This is a genomic window from Flavobacterium sp. CAU 1735 (assembly GCF_039888695.1).
In the GTDB taxonomy this organism is placed as follows: domain Bacteria; phylum Bacteroidota; class Bacteroidia; order Flavobacteriales; family Flavobacteriaceae; genus Flavobacterium.
In genome coordinates, this window is record NZ_JBDQQQ010000005.1 from 161,063 (window position 1) to 183,640 (window position 22,578).

A 22,578-nucleotide genomic window follows, 5' to 3' on the forward strand; every position below is an offset into this window, starting at 1 on the left:
ACTTAACGTATAACATTATGAAGCTATTAAAATCGATATTCATACGGATAGTACTATTGATAGTATTTATCTTTTCCGGTTGTACCGACCGGTTTGAAGAAATCAACACCGACCCCAATCGTCCAACAAAAGTAAGTACTCCGGGTTTATTTAATGGTGCGACAAAAACTATTGTCGGTTCTGCCACAAGAGGTGCATTCGGTTCAGCCAGAATGACACTACCTTGGATGCAATACTCGGCACAACTCAATTATACTGACGAAGATCGCTTCCTGTTTAGAGAAACGGTGAATCTTCACTTGTTTAACACATACTATATAGAAGCCCTGAATTTTAAATCAATACTGGATCTCAATACCAATCCGGCTACAGCTTCCGAAATGACCACCTATGGTAATCAGGCCAATCAGATTGCCGCTGCCCGGATCATGCTTGCCTATAACTTTCATAAACTCGTAGACGCTTATGGTGATATTCCTTATTACTCTTTTGGAAATGACGATCCTGATTTTCAAGCATTAGACATTAATAATCCAACACCTAAGTTTGCCTCCCAACAGAAAATCTACACGGATTTATTAAAAGAATTAAAAGAAGCCGTCGAATCGATTGATTTAAATGATGTCATTTTCTACGAAAATCAGGATATCATTTTTAGAAATGCTGAAAAATTAAAACGTTTTGGAAACTCATTACGACTACGGATCGCCAATCGGGTAAAAAACACTATCCCGGCAGCCGCAATACATATACAAGAGGCAATTGCATCCGGAATAATGCAATCCAACGCCGACAGTGTAGGCGTAACATTCGAGGACAACATGATCAACCCGGCACCAACTTATTTTTCTTTTTTTATCGATAATCGAACCGATTTTACCGCATCAAAAACCTTTATTGATCTTTTAAAAGGTCAGATCGGCCCTTTTAGTCCGGATCCGAGGTTACAAAAAATAATAGCTCCGATAGGCACTACAAAAAAGAATTCGCTACATAAAAATTATGAGGAGTCCTCTGACTTAACGCGTTACCAAGGTATGCCGTATGGAATTTCGTCTCAGCTAACCACCAGTCAGGTTAGCGGCGTATCCTTATTCAGTGCTACTATTTTCAGACCGGATTATACCGAATATCTGATGGAATATTCCGAAGTAGCATTCCTATTATCTGAAATAAACGGATGGAATCAGGATTATTATCAAAAGGGAGTACAGGCGTCCATGAAAAAATGGGGCGTCCCAGAAGATCAGATAACAACCTATATCAACGGACTTCCGGCCGCGAATCAAAAAAATGTATTGACTCAGAAATACATTGCGTTGTTTATGCAGCCTTATGAAGCCTGGGCAGAATACAGACGCACCGGTTATCCGGATATCCTCATTAAACCAGGAGAAACCGGCACACTCGTTAATCCCGTTTCAGGCACACTGACGTATACTTTCACACCGTTGGTTAACCTGACAGAGATGCCTGCACGACTTACTTACCCTGTAAATCTTCAGGATCTGAATACAGTAGAGTACTATCACGCCGCACAAAACATAGGAGGAGACCAATTAAATACAAAACTAATCTGGGACACAAATTAATCCACTCTTAATTCATTTCATTTAAAACCATCACATTATTTATGTGATGGTTTTTTCTATCTTTGCCGGTATGGAAAAAGAACATTTAATATTCGGCATCAGAGCAATTATTGAGGCCGTAAATGCAGGGAAAGAAATAGATAAGGTTTTTATTCAGAAAGAAGCTCAGGGCGACCTGATGCAGGAGTTGATGAAAACACTCAAAAAGAACAGCATTAATTTTTCATATGTTCCGATAGAAAAACTAAACCGCTTAACCTCCAATAATCATCAGGGTGCTGTGGCAAGTATTGCTCCGGTTTCTTTTTACAGTCTTGAATCTCTTGTAGAATCGGTTATTGAAAAAAGTGAAAAACCACTTTTTCTGATTTTAGATCAGTTATCCGATGCCCGTAATTTTGGTGCCATTATCCGAACTGCCGAATGTACCGGTGTTGATGGGATTATTATCCAAAAACAGGGTTCTGCTCCGGTTAACGGCGACACGGTAAAAACATCGGCTGGTGCGGTATTCAATGTGCCAATTTGTAAGGTAGACCATATCAAGGATGCTATTTTTTACCTTCAGGGATCGGGTGTTAAAACAGTAGCGGCCACCGAAAAAACCGAAAGTCTTCTTTATGATATCGATCTAAGTGGTCCTTTGGCGATTATCATGGGAAGTGAAGACAAAGGGGTTAATCCGTCGGTACTTAAAATTGTAGATGAAAAAGCAAAACTACCGATGTTCGGAACGATCTCATCCTTGAATGTTTCGGTTGCCTGTGGTGCCTTTCTATACGAAACCGTCCGTCAGAGAAGTTAAAAATAGAAATACAAAAAAAGGATTAAGTAGTACTTAATCCTTTTTTTGTGTGCTATCTCCAGGTTCCGTATCCGACTTCGGTTTGTATATAATCCGATAATAAACCGGCATATCCGATTTAAAATATAGATCAGAAAGTATATCCGGTTCAACAACTTCCAGTTCCTCTTCTTTTGGCAGGTTTACAAAATTTCCGTTTTCATCGAAGTGTTTCATAAACGGATCCTGCGATGGATCGAAATCGGGATGCTCCCATTCATAGCGTATTGGCTTTTTATATTCGGGTGTTTTCAGAAAAAACGATAATAAATACCCGGTAACAAATCCCGACAAGTGTCCTTCCCAGGAAATATTCTCCTCCGGATTGGGAAACACATACCAAATCATTCCACCATACAATACAATAATGGTTAGCGACAACGCCACCAGTCGATAGTACTTGGTTTGAATACCTTTAAAAAAGATAAAACTTACCAAAACATAAATCAAACCACTGGCACCGATATGATAACTTTCCCGGCCAATTAGCCAGGTTCCGAAACCCGAAAGCAGGATTCCCAGTACGATAACTTCCAATGCCTGTTTCCGATAGAAATACCGCGTAGCAGCAATCAGCATTAATAAAGGTATTGAATTATTATAAAGGTGTTTAATATCTCCATGCAGGAACGGACTAAACAGTATTCCTTTTAACCCGGACAATGTTCGCGGGTAAATTCCATAATCGGAAAGGCTAATCTTAAACCTGACCTCCACCCAGAAAACCAGCCAGAGCGTCAAAACGAAGTACAAAGGCCAGGCCAGTACCGAAGGTGAAAATTTAAAGTCTATTTCTTTCATGCCATTTATTTCTTCCGGCTACGCATCAAAAACATCACCAAAAAGATTTTAATGCTTTTTTGTCAGTTCTTCTTTTCAAAATTGCATTCGTACTTCATTCAAAAGTTAGTTTTTTGTAATTTTACCACATGGAAGCACCATTGGCAGAACGCATACGTCCGCAACATTTATCCGATTATATTAGTCAGCTACACCTGGTTGGCGAACAGGGTTCCTTAACCCACCAAATTGCACGCGGTATCATCCCGTCGCTAATTTTATGGGGACCACCGGGAACCGGAAAAACAACCCTCGCCCAAATCATGGCACAGGAAAGCAAACGCCCGTTTTATGTTTTAAGCGCGATTAATTCCGGGGTAAAAGATGTACGTGAAGTGATCGATAAAGCCAAACAAAGCGGTGGCTTGTTTACGGCCAAAAACCCGATATTATTTATCGATGAGATCCACCGATTTAGTAAATCACAACAGGATTCCTTATTGGCGGCTGTCGAAAAAGGATGGGTAACCCTTATTGGAGCCACGACCGAAAATCCGAGTTTTGAAGTCATTCCCGCTTTATTGTCAAGATGTCAGGTTTATGTCCTGAATCCGTTTTCCAAGGAAGATCTTGAAGCCTTATTACATCGGGCGCTTGAAAAAGATACGATTTTAAAATCCAAAAATATTCGTTTGTTGGAAACCGAAGCGTTACTACGACTTTCGGGCGGAGACGGGCGAAAACTACTCAATATTTTCGAATTGGTGATCCATGCATCCGAAGGCGATACAATTGAAATCACCAATGAAAAAGTCATGCAATTGGTCCAGAAAAACACCGTATTGTACGATAAAACCGGAGAACAGCATTATGACATTGTTTCCGCCTTTATAAAATCCATCCGCGGTAGCGATCCAAACGGAGCCGTATATTGGTTGGCACGAATGATTGAAGGTGGCGAAGACGTTAAATTCATTGCGCGTCGCATGCTGATTCTGGCTTCGGAAGACATTGGTAATGCCAATCCTACGGCTTTAATTATGGCCAACAACACCTTTCAGGCGGTAACAACAATTGGTTATCCGGAAAGTCGCATCATATTGAGTCAATGCGCTATTTATCTGGCGACATCTCCCAAAAGTAATGCGAGTTATATGGCTATTGGAAAGGCACAGCAACTGGTAAAACAAACCGGCGACTTACCGGTTCCGATACATTTGCGCAACGCTCCTACCAAACTCATGAAAGAATTGGGCTATGGAGACGAATACAAGTATGCACACGATTATGCAAACAATTTTGTCGATCAGGAGTTTCTTCCGGACGAATTACAGCAAACTATATTTTATGATCCGGGAAATAATTCCCGGGAAAATGCAACCCGGGATTTTCTAAAAAACCGTTGGAAGGATAAATACAATTATTAGAACTTAATATCCAGTTTTTCGGATACCAGTTTTTCGTTCTGATAGTATTCGAATATCCAGGCGTTATTCTTTTTGATCAATACACCCTGAACGCTATCGTTTTTAGCGGTATACATATCCGGGTTACTGGTTTTAAATATTTTTAAAACGATTTTCGGCGTACTATCCACTAACTGATAACCGTTTGTTATCGGTTGTGCAAACAATTGTCCGGATATAACCGTTGTAGTTATTGGGTCTTTTTTTATGGCTTCCTGTACAACCAGATTTTCCGTTACAGGTGGCGCAGGTTTTAGTGGTGGAATTGGTAGCGGTTTAGCATCCTGTAATCCTTCCTCAATCGATTTCCCTACAATTCGGAAGGCCTGGATATAGGCTTTATCATACTCTTTTAATCGGCTGGTTCCCTCTTCCGAAATAAAAACAGTTTGATTTTTACAATCTGTCAACTCCACTTTAATTTTGGTATTGAAAACCGTATTATCCTCCACCATATTAGCAAATAACGCATTACATCTATTTTGAGCAACCTCATCCGGCATAATATCCGTATCATACAACACTGTATACCCTTTCTTTTCAAAAACCATTTTGGTTAAAGCGTTCAGGTTATACTTATTGGCTTGCTTCAAAAAGGAAAATTTAGCCGGTACTATAACATATTTATAATCCGTTAGTCGTTGCGAAAATGCCGTTGCCGAAAGCAACAGGATTGTCAGCATTACACCAGTCTTTTTCATATTGGTTTGATTTACTATTCTAAAGTATTTTTTTAAGTTCTAACAAGTGACGCACCTGTGGCACTTTTAAAGCGTCCCCATAGTCGGATTCACTAAAAAAGATGGCATCAAGCCCAACATTTAACGCCCCTTCGATATCGGCTTCCATGCTATCGCCAATCATCACGCTTTTGTCTTTATCCGTTCGGGCAAGATCCAATGCAAATTCAAAGATCTTCGGATTGGGTTTTTTAACTCCGGCTTTTTCCGAATTGGTTATCGTAATAAAATAATGGTCGATATTGGCATTTTTGAGTTTCCCTTCCTGAACTTCATGGAATCCGTTCGTGATGATATGCAGGTTGTATTTCGGTTTTAAATAATCCAGGATTTCGATAGCACCATCGAAAAGGTGATTGAACTTTGGCAGATACCAGATATATTCCTGTGCTAAAAGATTGATTTTCGCGTCGTCGATTGGATATTGTAACAAGTCGAATACTTCTCTAAAACGGGAATATCGCAATTCCTGTTGTGTAATTTTTTCTTCCTGATACAGTTTCCAGTATTTAAAATTAATTGGAATATAGTATTCCAGAAAAGTTTCCATCGAAATAGGCATTGCATGCTTTTCGAAGATTGCTTCAAAAGCTAATGCAGAATTTTTTTCAAAATCCCAAAGGGTATGATCCAGATCGAAAAAAATATCGGTTTTATTCGTAAATCTCATGCTTGTATTTTATTTGGCTCCTTTAACGATAACGGCATCATCTACGTGATAAACCCAGTCTTCTACATCGCTATCGTTATAGCGAAAATTCCCTTCCAATGTTACATATTGGTCGGTTTTTAATTTTGGTGTTTCTCCTTTAAACTTAATTCCCATAATGGTTTCCGGCCCGGATTTACCACAAAAGAAACAAGATGCAAACACATTTTTACTTAACGCATAGGACTTGTTATCGATCGGGATAATAAACCCGCTCATCACAATGCGCTTTTTATTGGTTAGTTTTAGTTTCGCATTTACCTGCGGGAACATTACTTCTCCGTATGTTTTATGTTGTTTTTTTACATATTTAATATCACCCAGCAATTTCCAGGTAAGCGTATCCGAACTTGCCGTTACTATAGTGTTTCGGCTGTTCGTAAAACTAACGAATCCTGCTTTTTCCATTTTTGTATCCGCAGGTGTGTTGTTTTGTGCTTTTTCCGGAGTATAACCGTATTCCAGGACTAAAAGCAGTGCCGTAAGGGCTATTACTACTATCGATTTTTTACGCATTGGCCAAAGTTTTTGAAATATTAAGTTTATACGCCTTAACAGCCGGAATAACAGCCGCTAAAACACCGACAAATATAGTCAGTAAAAATAAGAATCCTTCTTTTTCCCAGACAAACTCAAAAGGGTTAAATGTCATTTTAAATTCTTCCTCGGAGGAACCGGAAATAAACAGTAGTGCTACTCTTCCAACTATTGTGCCGGAAAGATAACCCAGTACGCATAAGATCAAACTCTCAATAACGACCAGATACAGTAATTGAAAACGGGTTGCTCCGTTCACTCGCAACAAGGCGAATTCATATTTTCGTTCTTTTAATGTATTGTATAAAGCAATAAAAATACTAATTCCGGATATCAGCATAATTCCATACGCCAGGTATTGCAAAGCCTGAAGTCCGACACCAAACAAAGTGAACAGTCGGTTGATTTCAATAGCCGGTGAAGCCGCCTGCATTTTGGTATTTTGCGGAATCATTCGCGGCCAGGTTACAATCCCCATTTTATTTCGAAATTTCAATAAAACAGCTGTAATCTCTTTTCCTTCCTCACTAATCCCAACTGCATCGTGATGATGATCGGCTTCCGCGTGATCGTGGTCATGTCCTTCATGATCGTGGTCGTGCATTTCGGCTTCGCCATGTTCATGCGAATCGTGCATCGCCCAAACACTCTGGATATTCGAAAGAATCAGGTTGTCGATTACCTTTCCGGTTTCCGATAATACGCCAACGATATGATAGGCATGTTCTTCATGAACCTCGCCTTCTTCGGCATCGCCATGGGATCCAAAAAATTTATCTCCGGTTTTCAGGTTTAGTTTTTTAGCCACTTCACTTCCCACAACAACCTCAAAATCCTTTTCAAAGGCTTTACCCGACACTACTTTTGCAGCATACTTTTCCATATAATCGGTAGTGGTTCCAACAATTTTAAAACCGTGGTAATTATCGCCAAAAGCCAGTGGAATGGCTGTCTTTACAAAAGGATTTGTCATCCATTTTTTGGCTTCCTGATAATCGATATTACCAGTAGGCGCATCCACCTGATATACGGAAGACAAAATAAGTTGCAACGGACTTCCCTGCGCGCCTAAAACCAAATCGATTCCATCGGCATTGCTGGAAAATTTTTCCTCAAATTGTTTTTGCAACAGAATTAACACTGTAATAATCGCCACACTGGCTGTTAGCAAAATAATGCTTAGCGTTGTATTGAGTGGCTTAAACCAAGTATTTTTCCAGGCTAATTTTGTAATCATGACAGCGTAATTTGATTGGTAAAACGTTGCTTTAATCGGGAATCATGTGTCACGATTACCAGTGCCGAACGATATTCTTTGGCCAGATTATCCAGTAAATCGGCAACTTTAAACGCATTTTCATCGTCCAGACTGGAAGTCGGTTCGTCTGCTAAAAGTACTTTTGGTTCGTTGATCAACGCTCTGGCAATCGAAACCCGTTGCTGCTGACCAATACTAAGTTGTGAAGGCAACTTATGGATATGATTTTCGAGATCGAGATGTTGTAATAACACTTTAGCCTTTTCGGTACGTTGCTTACCCGAAGCCAGCCAGGAGGCCAATTCGACATTTTCAAGTACGGATAATGCGCCTATAAAATAGGATTGCTGTAAAACCAGTCCGATGTTTTTCCCTCTGAAATGATCCAGTTTTTTTTCAGACAATATTCCGATATCGGTAGTATTTATAAGGACTTCACCTGCCTGAGGTCGTAAAAGTCCACCCAAAAGATGTAGCAATGTTGTCTTTCCTTTTCCGGATCCACCGGTAATCAGTATGGTATCACCATCAGAACAGCTAATATCGGGAAACGCAAAAGAAGTCCCTTTCCCGTATGAGAACGTAATATTTTTAGTAGCAATCATTATCAAATGCTTTTAATAAATCCAATGTAGGCTATTTTAAAAGAAAAAATAGCTCCTAAAGAGCTATTTATACTAAGCCAATCAAAAATAACAAAAAATTAGTTCCGGTTCTTTTTATTATGAATAATATAACAAAAGCTAGTGTTTCTTTCAATAGCCACAGTATCGCTTCGTTTCGATCATGAACCTTTCTGACACCAAAGCATCGTATTTTGATTTTTTGTAATTTTGTTGCAAAGGCTTACAAAGCAATAGCACAACCTGTTCATTTTAAAGATGGCTGAAAAAAAAATCAAAAGAGAACGTAGTTCCGGTACCAAAACTGCGATACTTGAACTGTTGAAGGCACAAAATACCGCCTTAGCCCATAAAGATTTCCACAATCATTTTGGAAACACATATGACAGGGTTACAATATACCGGGCATTGGATCGACTCGTTGACGAGGGAAAACTCCACAGAATTACAAACCTTGACGGGGTGGTTCAATATGCCTTATGTAAGGAATGTGAATCCAAAGAGCAGTCAGAACACAATCACGATCATGTTCACTTTAGTTGTGAAAAATGTAAAAAAACGACTTGCATGGAGTCTATTGCTATCCGGATTAATTTACCTTCCGGTTATACCGTTCGGGAGCAACAAATTTTAATTAGTGGAATTTGTCCGGAATGTAATGCTTCAGAGTAATCCTTCGTCCCGAAAGCTAAAGTATTCGTTTTCAGTTACGATAATATGATCGAGTACTTTAATATCCAGATAATCTCCGGCTTCTTTGAGTTTATAGGTGATACTAATATCGGTTTCACTGGCTTTTAGAGATCCGGAAGGATGGTTATGAACTAAGATCACACCGGTTGCGCTATATTCAAGGGCAGTTTTAAAAATCAGTCTTGGATCTACAAGGGTAGCCACCAAACCTCCCTTACTGATCTGGTATTTATGAATTGCTTTATTGGAGTTATCTAAGAGGAGAATCCAAAATTCTTCATGCCCCAGTTCTCCTAGGATAGGCTGCATAATTGTGAAAACGGATTTGCTGGACATAATAATCGGGAGGTTCCATTTACTTGCTTCGGCTTTTCTTCTCCTCCCTAATTCCAAGGCTGCGATTATGGTTACTGCTTTTGCTTCACCAATGCCTTTAAAGGACATTAATTGTTTGATGGATAGCTTCCCTAAAGCGTTTAAATTATTATCGAGGCTACCCAGAATTTTTTTTGAGAGGTCCAGAGCGCTTTCTTTTTCACTACCGGATCGTATCAGGATGGTTAGCAATTCGGTGTTACTTAAAATGGTTCGGCCTTTTTCGATTAGTTTTTCTCTGGGTTGATCGGAAGGTGCCCAGTCTTTAATTGGGATATAGTTGATTACTTTCATTTTGGCGTATATTTTTTGTTTAATACTAGTTTCGTTCAAAGTCCGTTATTCTAATAAAAATAAAGTTATGAATTTTTTTCTGGTTTTTCTATTCCTAACCTACCCAATAACAGCCATAAACAGCCAGTTTCACCCCTCTCAAAAATTATCCGAAGCGGCTATGGTATTAACAAAGGATCGGGTGACGTATGATCCGGTGTATCGAAAAATTGGATATCCAAATGGGGATGTCCCGTCGGATAAGGGCGTTTGTACGGATGTAATTATCAGGGCTTACCGGAAGCTTGGGATTGATTTACAGAAGGAGGTTCATGTGGATATGCAAAAAAACTTTTCGAAGTATCCTTCGAAATGGGGTTTAAAAAAACCGGACACGAATATTGATCACAGAAGAGTTCCCAATCTTCAGGTTTACTTTTCCCGTTTTGGAAAAGTCAAACCGATTACCGCTAATGCATCCGATTATACTACCGGAGATATTGTTACCTGGATGCTTCCCGGAGCCTTACCCCATATCGGCATCGTTGTACATCGAAAATCAAAAGACGGAAAACGCCATCTGATTGTTCACAATGTAGGCCGCGGACAAGTGTTGGAAGATTTTCTTTTTAAGTATCCGATTACCGGACACTATACCTATAAAACAGAAAAGGATTAGCGAAAGCCAATCCTTTTTTATTACTGTATTAATTTCTTTACATCGTCGAAATCCAGTCCGCCGTAATTTCCGGAACTCATTAATAAAAGTGCCGTATTATCCAGGTTAAGATTAAAAAGATACTGTTTAAAATCTTCCGGATTGGTATAAATAATCAGGTCTTCCCTATTGAATGCTTTAGCAATCTGCTCGTAGGTTATTGTTTCCAGTCGTTTGATCTTAACCGCTTCGGGCGAATAAAACACGACAGCCGTATCGGCAGCATTGAGTGCTCCTTGGTATTCTTTTAAAAATTCAGCATTCAAACTACTATAGGTATGCAACTCCAGACAAGCTATCAGATTTCGGTTTGGATATTGTTCTTTTACCGCTTTAGTCGTCGCGGCCACTTTACTCGGCGAATGTGCAAAATCCTTATAGGCAACCTTACCTTTTCCTTCCGCGATTTTTTCCAAACGTTTGGAAGCGCCTTTAAAACTAGCGATGGCCTCGTAAAAATCGGCTTCATCGACACCCATATTCTGGCAGATCCATTTTGCTCCGGCAAGGTTATTCAGGTTATGCGCTCCGAAAACTTCAATTGGCATTGGCCCTTCCGGTGTTGCTAATAACGTTGTTCCATCTTCCACGGTATACTCCGGAGTATGGTATGGAATTTTCCGGATCGGATTGGTCGCTTCTTCGGCTACTCTTTTTACTTCCAGATCATTTTCATTATAAACCAATATACCGCCATTGGTAATTTTCCGGATAAAAATCGAGAATTGCTCTACATAATTTTCATAGGTCGGAAACACATTGATATGATCCCAGGCAATTCCGCTGATCAATGCAATATTCGGTTGGTATAAGTGAAATTTCGGTCTTGGATCCATTGGAGATGACAGGTATTCATCGCCTTCCAGAACGATAAAATCATTATCGGTCGTAAGGTGAACCATGGTATCAAACCCTTCCAATTGTGCTCCCACCATATAATCCACATCGATATTATGATAATGCATTACATGAAGAATCATTGAAGTAATGGTTGTTTTCCCGTGGGAACCGCCAATTACAACCCGGGTTTTATCTTTTGACTGTTCGTACAAAAATTCAGGATACGAATAAATTTTCAATCCCAATTCCTGTGCTTTTAACAATTCGGGATTATCGGCTTTGGCATGCATTCCCAAAATAACCGCTTCGATATCGGATGTGATTTTCTCCGGGAACCATCCCATTTCTTCCGGTAATAATCCTTTGTTTTTTAATCGGGTTTTGGAAGGTTCGAAAATAGCATCATCACTTCCGGTTACCTTATATCCTTTGCTATGTAAAGCCAGTGCCAGATTATGCATGGCACTTCCTCCGATAGCGATAAAATGTGTACGCATTTTTATGTTTTTTTCTTTTGATACAAATCTAAGGTTTGTTTTGCTTTTTCCGGCATCTTCATTTTATTTTTATACAAATCGGCCAGACGTTGGTAGGTCACTTTTGACTGACCAATAGCCACCGCTTTGATAAAATATTTTTCCGCTTCGGAATAACGCTTAAAATATTCGGCAATATGACCTTTGGAAAGATAACCGTCCACTGGTGAAATTGCCATTAGTTCATCGGAATAGCGTTGTGCTTTTTTTTCACTTCCGCCCAATATTCCGGGGATTTCCAGATAAAAAATTACCAAAGCCCAACGCGATTCTATATGCTTCGGATTTAATTTAGCAGCTGTCAGGAAGGCTTCTTCTATATCGTCGATCATCCCCAATGCTTTGAACTTACTAACCGACTTTGCCTTCATCGCCATCGCACCGCCATACTTATAATAGTACTCCGCATTTTTAGGATACCGCACTTTTAGTTTCTGATAACACGAAATGGCTTCGTCCCATTGTTGCTGATGCGCCGCAATATCACCTAAATACACTATCGCTTTGGCATTATCCGGATCTTCTTTGACAATCGCACTGAAATAAGGTCGTGCTTCTTCATAGCGCGCCTGTTCAAACAACTGTATACCTTTTCCCAAATCACCTTGTGACCACGATAAAAAAGGCACTAACAATCCTATGTAAATCCATTGCTTCATCATTCAAAAATAACAAAATACATCCTTTTTTATAACGATTAGAGAATATTTAAACTTTATAGTATCTTGCTTAAAAATTCCTACCTATGAGAAAAATTACATTTGTTTTTGCCCTATTCTTCTCGACACTATTATATGCTCAGAAATTTGATAAAAAATGGGATAAAGTAATTGCACTTGAACAGGAAGGAAAAATCCGTTCGGCCAATACCGAAGTCCAATATATTTACAAAAAAGCCAAATCCCGTGGAGATGAAGCCGAGATGGTTAAAGCCTTCTTTTATTCGTCAAAATACATGCAGACACTGGAAGAAGATGCCGGTGTAAAAATCATTGCCGATTTAAAACAAATCCTTTCCAAAAGCAGTATTCCCACACAAGCACTATTACAACATATTTATGCGAAATGTCTTGAGACGCATTTAAACAGAAATCGATCAAAAATCAACAAACTATCCAATTTGGATTATACTCCTGAATCGGACTTCCGAACGTGGCCACTCAACATATTTGAAACAGAAATACAAACTGCCTATCGAAAATCGATTGAAGCAGAAGCGGAATTACAGAAAACGCCGTTACGCGACTATGAAATCGTTTTTGATTTTGAAAAATACGAAGACTTTAAAAAGCATACGCTTTATGATTATTTAGCGTCGGAAGCACTTCAATACTACTCCAAAAAATGGTTGTCTCGATACAATCTAAAAAACACGGAAACTGAGTGGGAATCCTTACTGGATACTTCGGAAAACTTCAACAAAAATAATCTTCAAGTGGTACAAAACGAATCGCTAAAAACCATAATGCGCTTATATCAAAAGCTCGAAAAAAATAGCGCATTGCGTTCAAAATATCAATACGAACGCTTGCAATATCTACAGTATATATTCTCAATAAACGATGCCCAACAGTCGCTAAAAATTCTTAACCGATTTCAGAAACAAAATTTAGATTCCCTTACACTTCAAAAGGTCTTGTATCAAAAGGCTTCGATATATCAATCGGAAGCCTCAAAAAAGATACATCCTGATTATAATATTATTGCTGCAAAAACCTACGACAGTATACTAGCTTTGGGAATGTCTAGTATTTATAAAATAGCATCTAATACTCGCTACACTCTGATCCGGGAGTCTTTTTCAATTCAACTTCCAAAATACACGTACAACCAGCAACATATACGTGCATCCATCCGGTATAAAAACCTGAATGCGGTTACACTTTCGTTTTACAAGATCAATAGTCGGGAAACTGCAGCTCTGGATAGTCTTTCCCGCAAAGAAAGCGATAGTGTCCGAAAAACAATCTATCAATCCCAAAAACCGATCCAAACGATTACTTATCCTTTACGGAATAAAAATGATCATTTCGAATATTCCACTGAAGTTTTACTTCCGAACTTCGAAACAGGAAATTACCTAATTCGTTATGAAAGCGCTATGGACACCAATTCCCCGGAAACCAGTGGTGATGTTTTTACGGTTAGCAACATCGGATTACTGAGCTACGTCAAAAACAAACAAGTATACTTTGAAGCCCTGCATCGAAAAACCGGAAAGCCGTTGGAAAATGTTACTATTTCCGGCAAAGATTTTAAAATCCAGACCAATTCGGAAGGTCGGGCAAGTATTTTCGGATATACCAATCAGGAGTATCTTCTGGCGACAACAAACAACGATTCTTTGTATATAAGCCATTCTATAAACAACTACGATGAGGAGGATAAGGAAGAAGAAAATGAAACGCTTTCAATTTCCGATTCGAGAATTGATTTTTTTATGGACAGGGCTATTTACAGACCCGGCCAAGCCTTTTATTATAAAGGAATAGCACTTTGGAATAAAAACGATCAGACGGAAGTGGTTCCCAACCTTACCGTGAAGGTTAATCTGATCGATCCAAATGGTTCTACCATAAAACAGATCGAAGCCCGAACAAATGAATTTGGTTCTTTCTCCGGCGAATTCAACCTTCCTAAAATTGGCCTTACCGGAACCTATTCCATTAAAACAGAACAACCCGATAACGTAGAAAACGATACGCTTTACAACAAAGAAAAAGATCAACATTATTTTTGGGACACTATGAGTTGGCGTGGAAATGAAGGAATTCGTTTTAAAGTCGAAGAATATAAAAGACCTAATTTCCAGATTGCCTTTATACCTATAACAAAACCATATTCCGTTAATCAGCAGATTGCATTACAAGGAAATGCAAAGGCGCTTTCGGGTAGTATGATCAGCGATGCTATAGTTACGTATACCATCAAAAGATCGTTTTCGAATTACTTTTACGATGCGGACGACACTCCCATCATAACTAAAGGCGAAACCAAAACAGATGCCAGCGGTAATTTTACCGTTGCCTTTACCGCCGAACCCGACACAAAATATAGTCCCGAAAAATTGCCGGTATTCTATTATCAGGTTCGGGTTGACATAACCGATAGTAACGGGGAAACCCGAAGTAATAGCACCATTGTAAATGTCGGATATCATATGCTAAAACTGGGCGTCAGCCTTCCTCCGATTATCGAAACCGGAAAAAAAGAATTTATCCAATTAAACAGCGAAAACCTAAACAATTCGTTTATCCCAACCAAAGGAACACTAACCTTTTATTATACTGCTCCTATCGACAATAAATGGAAACGAAAAGGGTACAATTCCGAAATAAAGTCTATAGACGATAGTACTTTCGATGCTTTATTTCCTTATGAAAAACGATATAACGATTCCATTCCGGAAACCCTAGTTCTCAAAAAGACGATCAATACCCAATCGGATCGTAAAATCCCGTTAGACTTTATGTCCAACTGGAAAACAGGCAATTATAAAGTTGTTTTTTCGACTAACGATTCCCTTGGACATTCGATTAAACAAAAGGTTAACTTTCAATTGTATCAGCAAAACGACAAGCAAAAGCCTTCCGACAGACTATTTACCGTAAAACCACTAAACAGTCAGCCGGAAAAAGATGGTTTTATCAAAGTGCAAATCCTTTCCAACTTTGCCGATTTATATCTAAATGCCGATATTTATTATAACGGCATCCAATATTACAGAGAAGATTTTCAGCTCCAAAACAAACAAGCGATCCTACAAGTTCCAATAAAAAAAGGAGCCAAAGGAGCCATCAAAATGCAATTCCAAACTCTGTTTGACAACGAAGTTATTTTTCACACCGTTGTTTCCAACATTGACCAGCAACAAGAACCTTTGGCTTTTGAAGTAGAAAGTATTCGCAATAAAATGGAACCCGGAAGTCATGAAAACTGGGCTTTCCGTATCAAAAACAAAACCGAAGCCGAAGTTCTAGCCTCGATGTACGACAGTTCCCTGGATCAGTTTACTACAGCAGAATGGGAGAAGATACAATCGCTTCGGTACGACCGCTACATACCCGAAAAAACCAAACTGGGATTTGACACGATCTACGGCAGCCTGCTTTTCTACCCGAATTCCTACTATTCGGATATCTCGCAGCAATCAGCCGAATTAATCTGGTTTGGATTTAACTTCGTAAATCCTAATGATTACTTCACCCAAAGGCAATACAACAAACTAATTGAAACCGGTAAAACAAAAACACCTGACAACGCCAAAACCATTAGTGGAATCGTAACCGAAGGCGGATTACCCGTACCGGGTGTTTCCATTACAATTGAAGGCACAACCAGAGGAACGCAAACCGATATGGATGGTTATTACAATATCGCTGCTTCCGAAGGCGAGGTTCTCTCCTATAGTTTTATTGGAATGGAAACAACAACTATTATTGTAAAAAACAAAGTTATCAATGTAACCTTAACGGCCCAAGCAAAAGCATTAAACGAAGTCGTTATCGGAGCCATGGGTATTAAACGCAGAGAGCAAAGCATTACTTCCATGGCGCAGACTATCTACGCTCCGAATGTACTTCAGGCACTAACCGGAAAAGTGAACGGCCTGCAAATTAGTCAGCAGCCGGTCGCGATACGAGGAATCGGAGAAGGCGGAAACAAACCCGTTTTAATCGTCATCGATGGAAAAATAGCCGATGCCGGTATGCTGGAAAACATTCCGGCTTCCGACCTATTATCGTCCACCGTATTAAAAGGTGCACAAGGAACCGCACTGTATGGTGCGGAAGGTGCCAATGGCGTGTTGATCATCACAACAAAAAAATCATTATCCGAAATCGCTGAGGTAAAAACTCGGAAAAATTTTAATGAAACCGCGTTTTTCTATCCGCATTTAAAAACGGATAAAGAGGGGAGAATCAAATTTTCGTTTACTTCACCAGAGTCTTTAACGAAATGGAAACTTCGCCTTTTTGGCCATACCAAACAAGGGAAAACCGCCTATTATGAAGATCAGATTGTTACTCAAAAAGACCTGATGATCACACCAAACTTCCCTCGTTTTTTACGCGAAAAAGACACGCTTTATATTAGTGCCAAAATCGCCAATATGACCTATGAAACCAAATCCGGAATTGCCACTTTACAACTTTTTGATGCGACAACCATGGAACCGATCGATCATAAAACCGCCAATCAAAACAACATTAAAAACGTTGTGATACCGGCCAAAGGCAATACGGAAGTAAGCTGGAAAATCGTTATCCCCGAAGGCATTCAGGGTGTTCAGTACAAAATAGTCGCCAAATCCGGCAACTTTAGCGACGGCGAAGAAAACATACTTCCGGTACTCACCAACACACAATTGGTTACCGAAAGTATTCCGTTATGGGTTCGCGGGAATACAACAAAAACCTATACCCTTGAAAACTTAAAAACCAATACCTCTACTACCCTTCGCAACCATCAGATCACACTGGAATATACTTCCAATCCGACCTGGCTGGCGTTGCAATCCCTTCCGTATTTAATGGAATACGAACACGAGTGTGCCGAACAAACATTTGCCCGGTATTATGCCAATGTACTGGCTTCACAGATTATCAACAGCAATCCTAAAATTGCCACTTTATTTGAAAACTGGAGAAAAGACGGAAAAAGCACTTCCAAACTGGAACAAAATGAAGAACTAAAATCCATCATATTGGCCGAAACCCCGTGGTTACGCGATTCACAATCCGAAGCCGAAAAAAAGAAAAACCTGGCATTGCTATTCGACCTGGACAAAATGGCAACTTCCACTGATGTTATTTTTGATAAGCTAAAACAAAAACAAAAATTATCCGGAGGGTTCGCCTGGTTCGAAAACGGAAACGAAAGTTATTATATCACCCGCCATATTATGGCTGGTTTTGGTCACCTGTCTAAAATGCAATTGACCGATGCCATCAAAAAACAGTTTACCAGCATCACTAATCGAGGCATTCAATATCTTGATTTCAAATTCGTAGAACAACACAACGAGTCCCTTAAACAGACATACAAACCGCACCCATACGAAAATCTGTACTACCTGTACACCCGTAGTTTTTATTTGGACAGTCATCCATTAAATGCCGAGCAGCAAAAGATTGTAGCGCTATATCTTGATACTTCCAAAAAGAACTGGCTAGACTATTCTTTATATGAAAAAGGATTGGCGGCATTGGTTTTTAACCGCTTTGAAGATAAGAAAACGGCAGCGACCATTATAGCCAGTTTAAAAGAAACCGCGGCCAACAACCCTGATTCCGGCATGTATTGGATTGCGAATAAACCCGGATGGTTCTGGTATCAGGCGCCTATAGAAACACAGGCGTTACTGATCGAAGCCTTTGCTGAAATCACCAACGATAAAGAAGCCATCGAAGCGATGAAAGTATGGCTGCTTAAAAACAAACAAGGTCAAAGTTGGCCAACGACCAAATCCACTACCGAGGCTATTTATGCCTTATTATCGTATGGTGGCAATTGGCTTTCAGAAAAGGACAACACCGTTTTTAAAATCGGTTCTGAAAAAATGTTATCAAACAAATTAAGCGAAAACCAAAAAGAAGCCGAGACCGGTTATATCAAACTCAACTGGAATCAAAAAGAAATCAGTCCCGAAATGGCTACAATTTCCGTTCAAAACAAATCCGATGTTCCGGGTTATGGCGGTTATTACTGGCAATATTTTGAAGACCTCGATAAAATCAAAACACAAAGCGGAAGTACCTTATCAACTTCCAAAGAATTATATCTTAAAAAAAACACGAAAGACGGAGAACAACTGGAACGCATCACTACCGGAAAAAATATTGCTGTTGGTGATTTGGTTACCGTTCGCATTATCATCAAAGCGACTGAGGATATCGAATATATTCATTTAAAAGATATGAGAGCCTCCGGTTTTGAACCCTTAAATGTACTTTCCGGTTATCAATGGAAACAGGGACTGAGCTATTACCAAAGTACGCGCGATGCCGCCACCCATTTCTTTTTTGATCGCATCCGAAAAGGAGTCTATGTTATCGAATATGATGTACGCGCCAATAACAGTGGTCATTTCTCCAACGGTATCACTACGATACAAAGTATGTATGCTCCGGAATTTACGAGTCATACGAAAGGAATTCGGGTTCAGATAAAACGTTAATACAAAAAAAGGAGGCTTGATCAAACCTCCTTTTTTGATTATGCTATTCCCAAAATAATCACGACTTTTAAAATCTCAAAGTCTAAAACCAGGCTGCGACTTTTTTAAAGATTTTTTGATCGCTATTATAAGATGTCATATTAAAATCGTCCAAGTCATAAAATATAATTTCATCCGGGCGGTTTGCCAGATTATCACGTAGATCATCGGCCATATTTTCCAGATCGTCTTTTGAAATGGATTCCATTTTTAGCTGATCGCCTTCTTTAAAATAATTGCCACCGCGGATCACGCTTTCCACTACGGTAAAATACATGCCATCCGTTCTTTTAAAATGCGGATCGTTTTCAAGAGCCGCCACATCAATTTTACTGATCACTTTGATCACCCGATGATTCCGGATATGAATTCCCCAGCTATATATTGGCAAAGCCACGTCGAGTGCCAATGGAAATTTTTTCAGGCTTTTGATATAGCTTTGCGCCACTTCCCGATCGTAAATAGAATTCCGGTTATCGGGCGCGATACTTCCCATATTGTAGTACATTAACACGCCTTTATCCACATTGGGAATTCCGGTTTTATTAAAATATTTCACCTGATGTAACCGAATGGTCGCCGACAATCTTTTGGCACTAACCGACTTTAACTGTTCGACAAATTTTAAATAACGGTCTTTACTATTTAACGTCCAGTCGCAATCCACCTGAATTTCATCCCACGCAATTCCGTATTGGGTATTGACTTTTCCGATATAGGTATTGACATTTTCAGCCAGCTTTTCCAAGTCGACTGTCGGTTCGAGCATGACTTCATTTTTGATATACACCACCGGAACAACTTTATACGGATCCGGTTTTTCGGAAAAGCCTATCGGTGATACCGGTACCGCTTCTTTCCCCTTAAGACCAATATCGAAATAACGGATATATAGTTTTCCGACATTATTGTCCGACAGCACCTTTTTTTCATTTTCCGTTACTTTAAAAACCGTTTTCCAGTAATAGAATGCTACCTTAGGTTCTCTTTTTTCCGAATTGTTCGAACAACCCGAAAACAATCCTACGAATAGGATGATTGCAATTATTTGCTTCACTTTTCATTTAATTATAAAAGGCTTTACAGTTTCAAATTTTGGAATTATTCCATTCCGAGGTATTTCCGGAAATAGCCGCATTCTTTGATCACTTCTTTATAATACTGCGTATTCGAATAATCTGATTTTAGTTTTTGAAACCCATTCCAAGCCAAAAAGCTCACTTCCGCTTGTCGGTAATAAGTATCCCTGGTATGATACCGTCCGGAATAGAAATCGTTCCGTTCGCATTTGGCCATCATATACATACATCTTGCTTTTTGCTCCGGATTGGTTGCTGCCGCAAAGGCCTTTTTATAATACTCATTCGCCAGTGCTGTGCTTAACAGAATCGGTTGATAAAATTCATCGATATAGTTTCCCCATTGCGCCATGATAACGTCATCATAAAAAGCACGGGCATTACCATAATAGGTCATATTATAAAAGGCATTACCCAATAAAAGGTTATTACTATATACGTCCTCACCTTTTGTCAGCTTATCCTGCATTTCTTTTATTTTTTGTAAAAAAGAAAGCTTGGTATATTTCACCTTCTGATAGGCCACATGATCGCAATCGTTACAATCCCTAATCTTACCATTAAACGGATTCCCCCATAACGAATCTTTACTTCTTTCGGACTGTTCCATATAGCTAATTGCCTGATCGATTTTATTGTTATAAGCACTTATCACACCCTGATAATCGTAAATATCCGACAACGTCACATTATAAAGCTTCATGGCCATTTGCTCCCATTCGCTTTTATTGGATTTGCTTAAAAAAGCTTTCATGGCTTCCTGGCTTTCCGGCTTATGATAATACGTTTTATCGCGTAAAAACAATTCTGCCATTACACCATTTTTCTGTGAGGCATACAACGATGCAATATAACGGGCACTCCATTCTTTGGCTTTATAATAACGAAAATAAGCAAGTTCATTTTCCACATTCGGAAGTTCCAGATACAACCACTTAAGCTCTTTTAGCAGTGCTGCTTCCGATTTCGCATTCATTTTAGTGGTTGTGCTAATAGTGTTGATCAATTTTAAAAGACGAAATTGTCTGTCTGAGAGCTCACTTTTCGGTGCCTTGCTTTCGGCTTTATCAAACAGTTTGGCAGCTCTTTTATAATCGCCTTTAAAGATATTCAGGTAGCCTGCTGCGCTATTCCACAAATAGGGCTTTGCCGTTTGGGATTCGTCTGCAATTTTATCAACCATAGCGACCATGTCTTTGTTCAGCTTCTCATTGATCTTCATTTTATATTCTGGAATTGTTCTAAACTCATCATCGTTTAGTCGGATTTCTTCTTTATTCACAAGACGTGTTAACAGATATTCCAGATGTTCGCTTTTTGGATTGAGCTTATAGATCTCGGCAATCGCTTTTTGTTCATCGGCATAATACCCCAAAAGCGCCCACAATGCTGTTTTTTCATCCGTATTCTGGGCTAACTGTAACGAAGCGTTAAAATCGGATTGTTCCTGCGGGTGGAAATTATAGGCCGTCGTCTGACGAAGTGCCGGACATTTATCGAATACCACCGCATAGCCGTAATTGGCTTTTACATAGTTTTGTTGTTTGTAATAGCTCCCGGCAACATACGAAAGTCCGCGGTAATACAACGTGTTTTTAGGCACACTGTTTTGGGTCTTCTCAAAAAAAGTGATGGTTTTTGGTTTGGAATCACTATAAAAATAAGCCTTCATCGTTTGAAACCAATAGCGATTCTTCAGGAACGCATCCTGTGTTTGTTCAAATTTTGTTTCTACCGTTTTGATCAACTGCGGCGATACTCGTGAGACAGGCTTTTCGTTGGCATCCCATGGATCATATTGCGTTGTAGTATACTGATCAATTTGTCGGGCATAATACATAAACTCTAAAAAGTCTTTTACTTTTTTATTTTTCAGATCGATTTTAGAATCGGAAAGAGTGGGTTTCTTTTTATTAAAAGCCACATTATACATATTCTCTACTGTCGTTCTCGAACTATCATTTAATATCAGATAACTCAGTTTTTCTTTGTTGATGGTGCCTCCGAGGTAATGATCCCATTCGGCCACAATGTCTTCGTTAAATCGTCCTGTAAAGTCGTCATCATAGCCTGTATAGAACATATCACCCGAATAAAACAAGGGTGAATACGATTTATCGACATAGGCCTCCGGAGCAAAGTTGGACAGGTAATAATATCCCCAATCCCCAATATCCGAGCAGGCATAGATAACTGTATAGGTTACGCCAGCTAAAAGACTACAACCCAGCAACCATTTTTTTAAAGAATTCCGAATCATTACTATCAGTTTTAAAGGTAAAGTATTGTTTTAAAT

17 protein-coding genes are annotated in these 22,578 nt (G+C 39.3%); 6 read left to right on the top strand and 11 right to left on the bottom strand.

Annotation, left to right across the window (positions count from 1 at the left end; translation table 11 throughout):
* Window positions 1-17 precede the first annotated feature (17 nt).
* Together AAFN64_RS12735 and rlmB are read left to right on the top strand one after the other, a co-directional pair.
* On the top strand, window positions 18-1,592 hold the full coding sequence (locus AAFN64_RS12735) for a SusD/RagB family nutrient-binding outer membrane lipoprotein (protein ID WP_347760693.1): 1,575 nt from the start codon (window positions 18-20) through the stop codon (window positions 1,590-1,592).
* A gap of 70 nt (window positions 1,593-1,662) precedes the next feature.
* Entirely contained in the window at window positions 1,663-2,397 is a 735-nt protein-coding gene (gene rlmB, locus AAFN64_RS12740) for a 23S rRNA (guanosine(2251)-2'-O)-methyltransferase RlmB (RefSeq protein WP_136403036.1), read from the top strand.
* 33 nt (window positions 2,398-2,430) lie between these two features.
* Here rlmB and AAFN64_RS12745 read toward each other — a convergent pair whose 3' ends face one another.
* Window positions 2,431-3,237 carry a rhomboid family intramembrane serine protease gene (locus tag AAFN64_RS12745; protein WP_347760694.1) on the bottom strand — a complete coding sequence of 269 codons (807 nt, stop codon included), beginning with the start codon at window positions 3,235-3,237 and terminating at the stop codon, window positions 2,431-2,433.
* Window positions 3,238-3,365: 128 nt separating this feature from the next.
* Here AAFN64_RS12745 and AAFN64_RS12750 point away from each other — a divergent pair, with 128 nt between their 5' ends.
* Entirely contained in the window at window positions 3,366-4,643 is a 1,278-nt protein-coding gene (locus tag AAFN64_RS12750; RefSeq protein WP_300485414.1) for a replication-associated recombination protein A, read from the top strand.
* Here AAFN64_RS12750 and AAFN64_RS12755 read toward each other — a convergent pair.
* From AAFN64_RS12755 to AAFN64_RS12775, 5 genes are read right to left on the bottom strand one after another with little or no spacing between them, the layout of a single operon-like run.
* Window positions 4,640-5,383: a hypothetical protein gene (locus tag AAFN64_RS12755; protein WP_347760695.1), complete on the bottom strand. Its 744-nt coding sequence runs from the start codon at window positions 5,381-5,383 to the stop codon at window positions 4,640-4,642. The genes AAFN64_RS12750 and AAFN64_RS12755 overlap by 4 nt on opposite strands.
* Before the next feature lie 19 nt (window positions 5,384-5,402).
* Complete coding sequence (locus tag AAFN64_RS12760; RefSeq protein WP_136403032.1) at window positions 5,403-6,092, bottom strand: YjjG family noncanonical pyrimidine nucleotidase; 690 nt, start codon at window positions 6,090-6,092, stop codon at window positions 5,403-5,405.
* A 9-nt stretch (window positions 6,093-6,101) separates the two neighbouring features.
* Window positions 6,102-6,647, bottom strand: coding sequence for a hypothetical protein (locus AAFN64_RS12765; protein WP_347760696.1), 546 nt, complete (start codon window positions 6,645-6,647; stop codon window positions 6,102-6,104).
* Window positions 6,640-7,905, bottom strand: coding sequence for an FtsX-like permease family protein (locus AAFN64_RS12770; RefSeq protein WP_347760697.1), 1,266 nt, complete (start codon window positions 7,903-7,905; stop codon window positions 6,640-6,642). The genes AAFN64_RS12765 and AAFN64_RS12770 overlap by 8 nt, the downstream gene beginning before the upstream one ends.
* Window positions 7,902-8,531: an ATP-binding cassette domain-containing protein gene (locus tag AAFN64_RS12775; protein ID WP_347760698.1), complete on the bottom strand. Its 630-nt coding sequence runs from the start codon at window positions 8,529-8,531 to the stop codon at window positions 7,902-7,904. Before AAFN64_RS12775 ends, AAFN64_RS12770 begins: the two co-directional genes overlap by 4 nt.
* A gap of 276 nt (window positions 8,532-8,807) precedes the next feature.
* Here AAFN64_RS12775 and AAFN64_RS12780 point away from each other — a divergent pair, with 276 nt between their 5' ends.
* Window positions 8,808-9,221, top strand: a complete 414-nt coding sequence (locus AAFN64_RS12780; RefSeq protein WP_347760699.1) for a Fur family transcriptional regulator — start codon at window positions 8,808-8,810, stop codon at window positions 9,219-9,221.
* On the opposite strand, the gene radC is transcribed toward AAFN64_RS12780, so the two are convergent.
* On the bottom strand, window positions 9,213-9,911 hold the full coding sequence (radC, locus tag AAFN64_RS12785) for a DNA repair protein RadC (RefSeq protein ID WP_300485401.1): 699 nt from the start codon (window positions 9,909-9,911) through the stop codon (window positions 9,213-9,215). The genes AAFN64_RS12780 and radC overlap by 9 nt on opposite strands.
* A gap of 67 nt (window positions 9,912-9,978) precedes the next feature.
* Between radC and AAFN64_RS12790 the strand changes: the two genes are divergently transcribed.
* Complete coding sequence (locus AAFN64_RS12790) at window positions 9,979-10,569, top strand: DUF1287 domain-containing protein (protein ID WP_347760700.1); 591 nt, start codon at window positions 9,979-9,981, stop codon at window positions 10,567-10,569.
* Between the two features lie 20 nt (window positions 10,570-10,589).
* Here the strand turns inward: AAFN64_RS12790 and AAFN64_RS12795 are convergent, their stop codons facing one another.
* Entirely contained in the window at window positions 10,590-11,945 is a 1,356-nt protein-coding gene (locus tag AAFN64_RS12795; protein WP_347760701.1) for a Mur ligase family protein, read from the bottom strand.
* A gap of 2 nt (window positions 11,946-11,947) precedes the next feature.
* Window positions 11,948-12,646: a tetratricopeptide repeat protein gene (locus AAFN64_RS12800; protein ID WP_347760702.1), complete on the bottom strand. Its 699-nt coding sequence runs from the start codon at window positions 12,644-12,646 to the stop codon at window positions 11,948-11,950.
* A gap of 83 nt (window positions 12,647-12,729) precedes the next feature.
* On the opposite strand from AAFN64_RS12800, the gene AAFN64_RS12805 reads away from it, so the two are divergent.
* Complete coding sequence (locus tag AAFN64_RS12805) at window positions 12,730-19,164, top strand: MG2 domain-containing protein (protein ID WP_347760703.1); 6,435 nt, start codon at window positions 12,730-12,732, stop codon at window positions 19,162-19,164.
* Between the two features lie 82 nt (window positions 19,165-19,246).
* On the opposite strand, the gene AAFN64_RS12810 is transcribed toward AAFN64_RS12805, so the two are convergent.
* Both AAFN64_RS12810 and AAFN64_RS12815 read right to left on the bottom strand, forming a co-directional pair.
* Window positions 19,247-20,260: a hypothetical protein gene (locus AAFN64_RS12810; RefSeq protein WP_347760704.1), complete on the bottom strand. Its 1,014-nt coding sequence runs from the start codon at window positions 20,258-20,260 to the stop codon at window positions 19,247-19,249.
* A 44-nt stretch (window positions 20,261-20,304) separates the two neighbouring features.
* Window positions 20,305-22,542: a hypothetical protein gene (locus AAFN64_RS12815; protein ID WP_347760705.1), complete on the bottom strand. Its 2,238-nt coding sequence runs from the start codon at window positions 22,540-22,542 to the stop codon at window positions 20,305-20,307.
* Window positions 22,543-22,578: the final 36 nt, after the last annotated feature.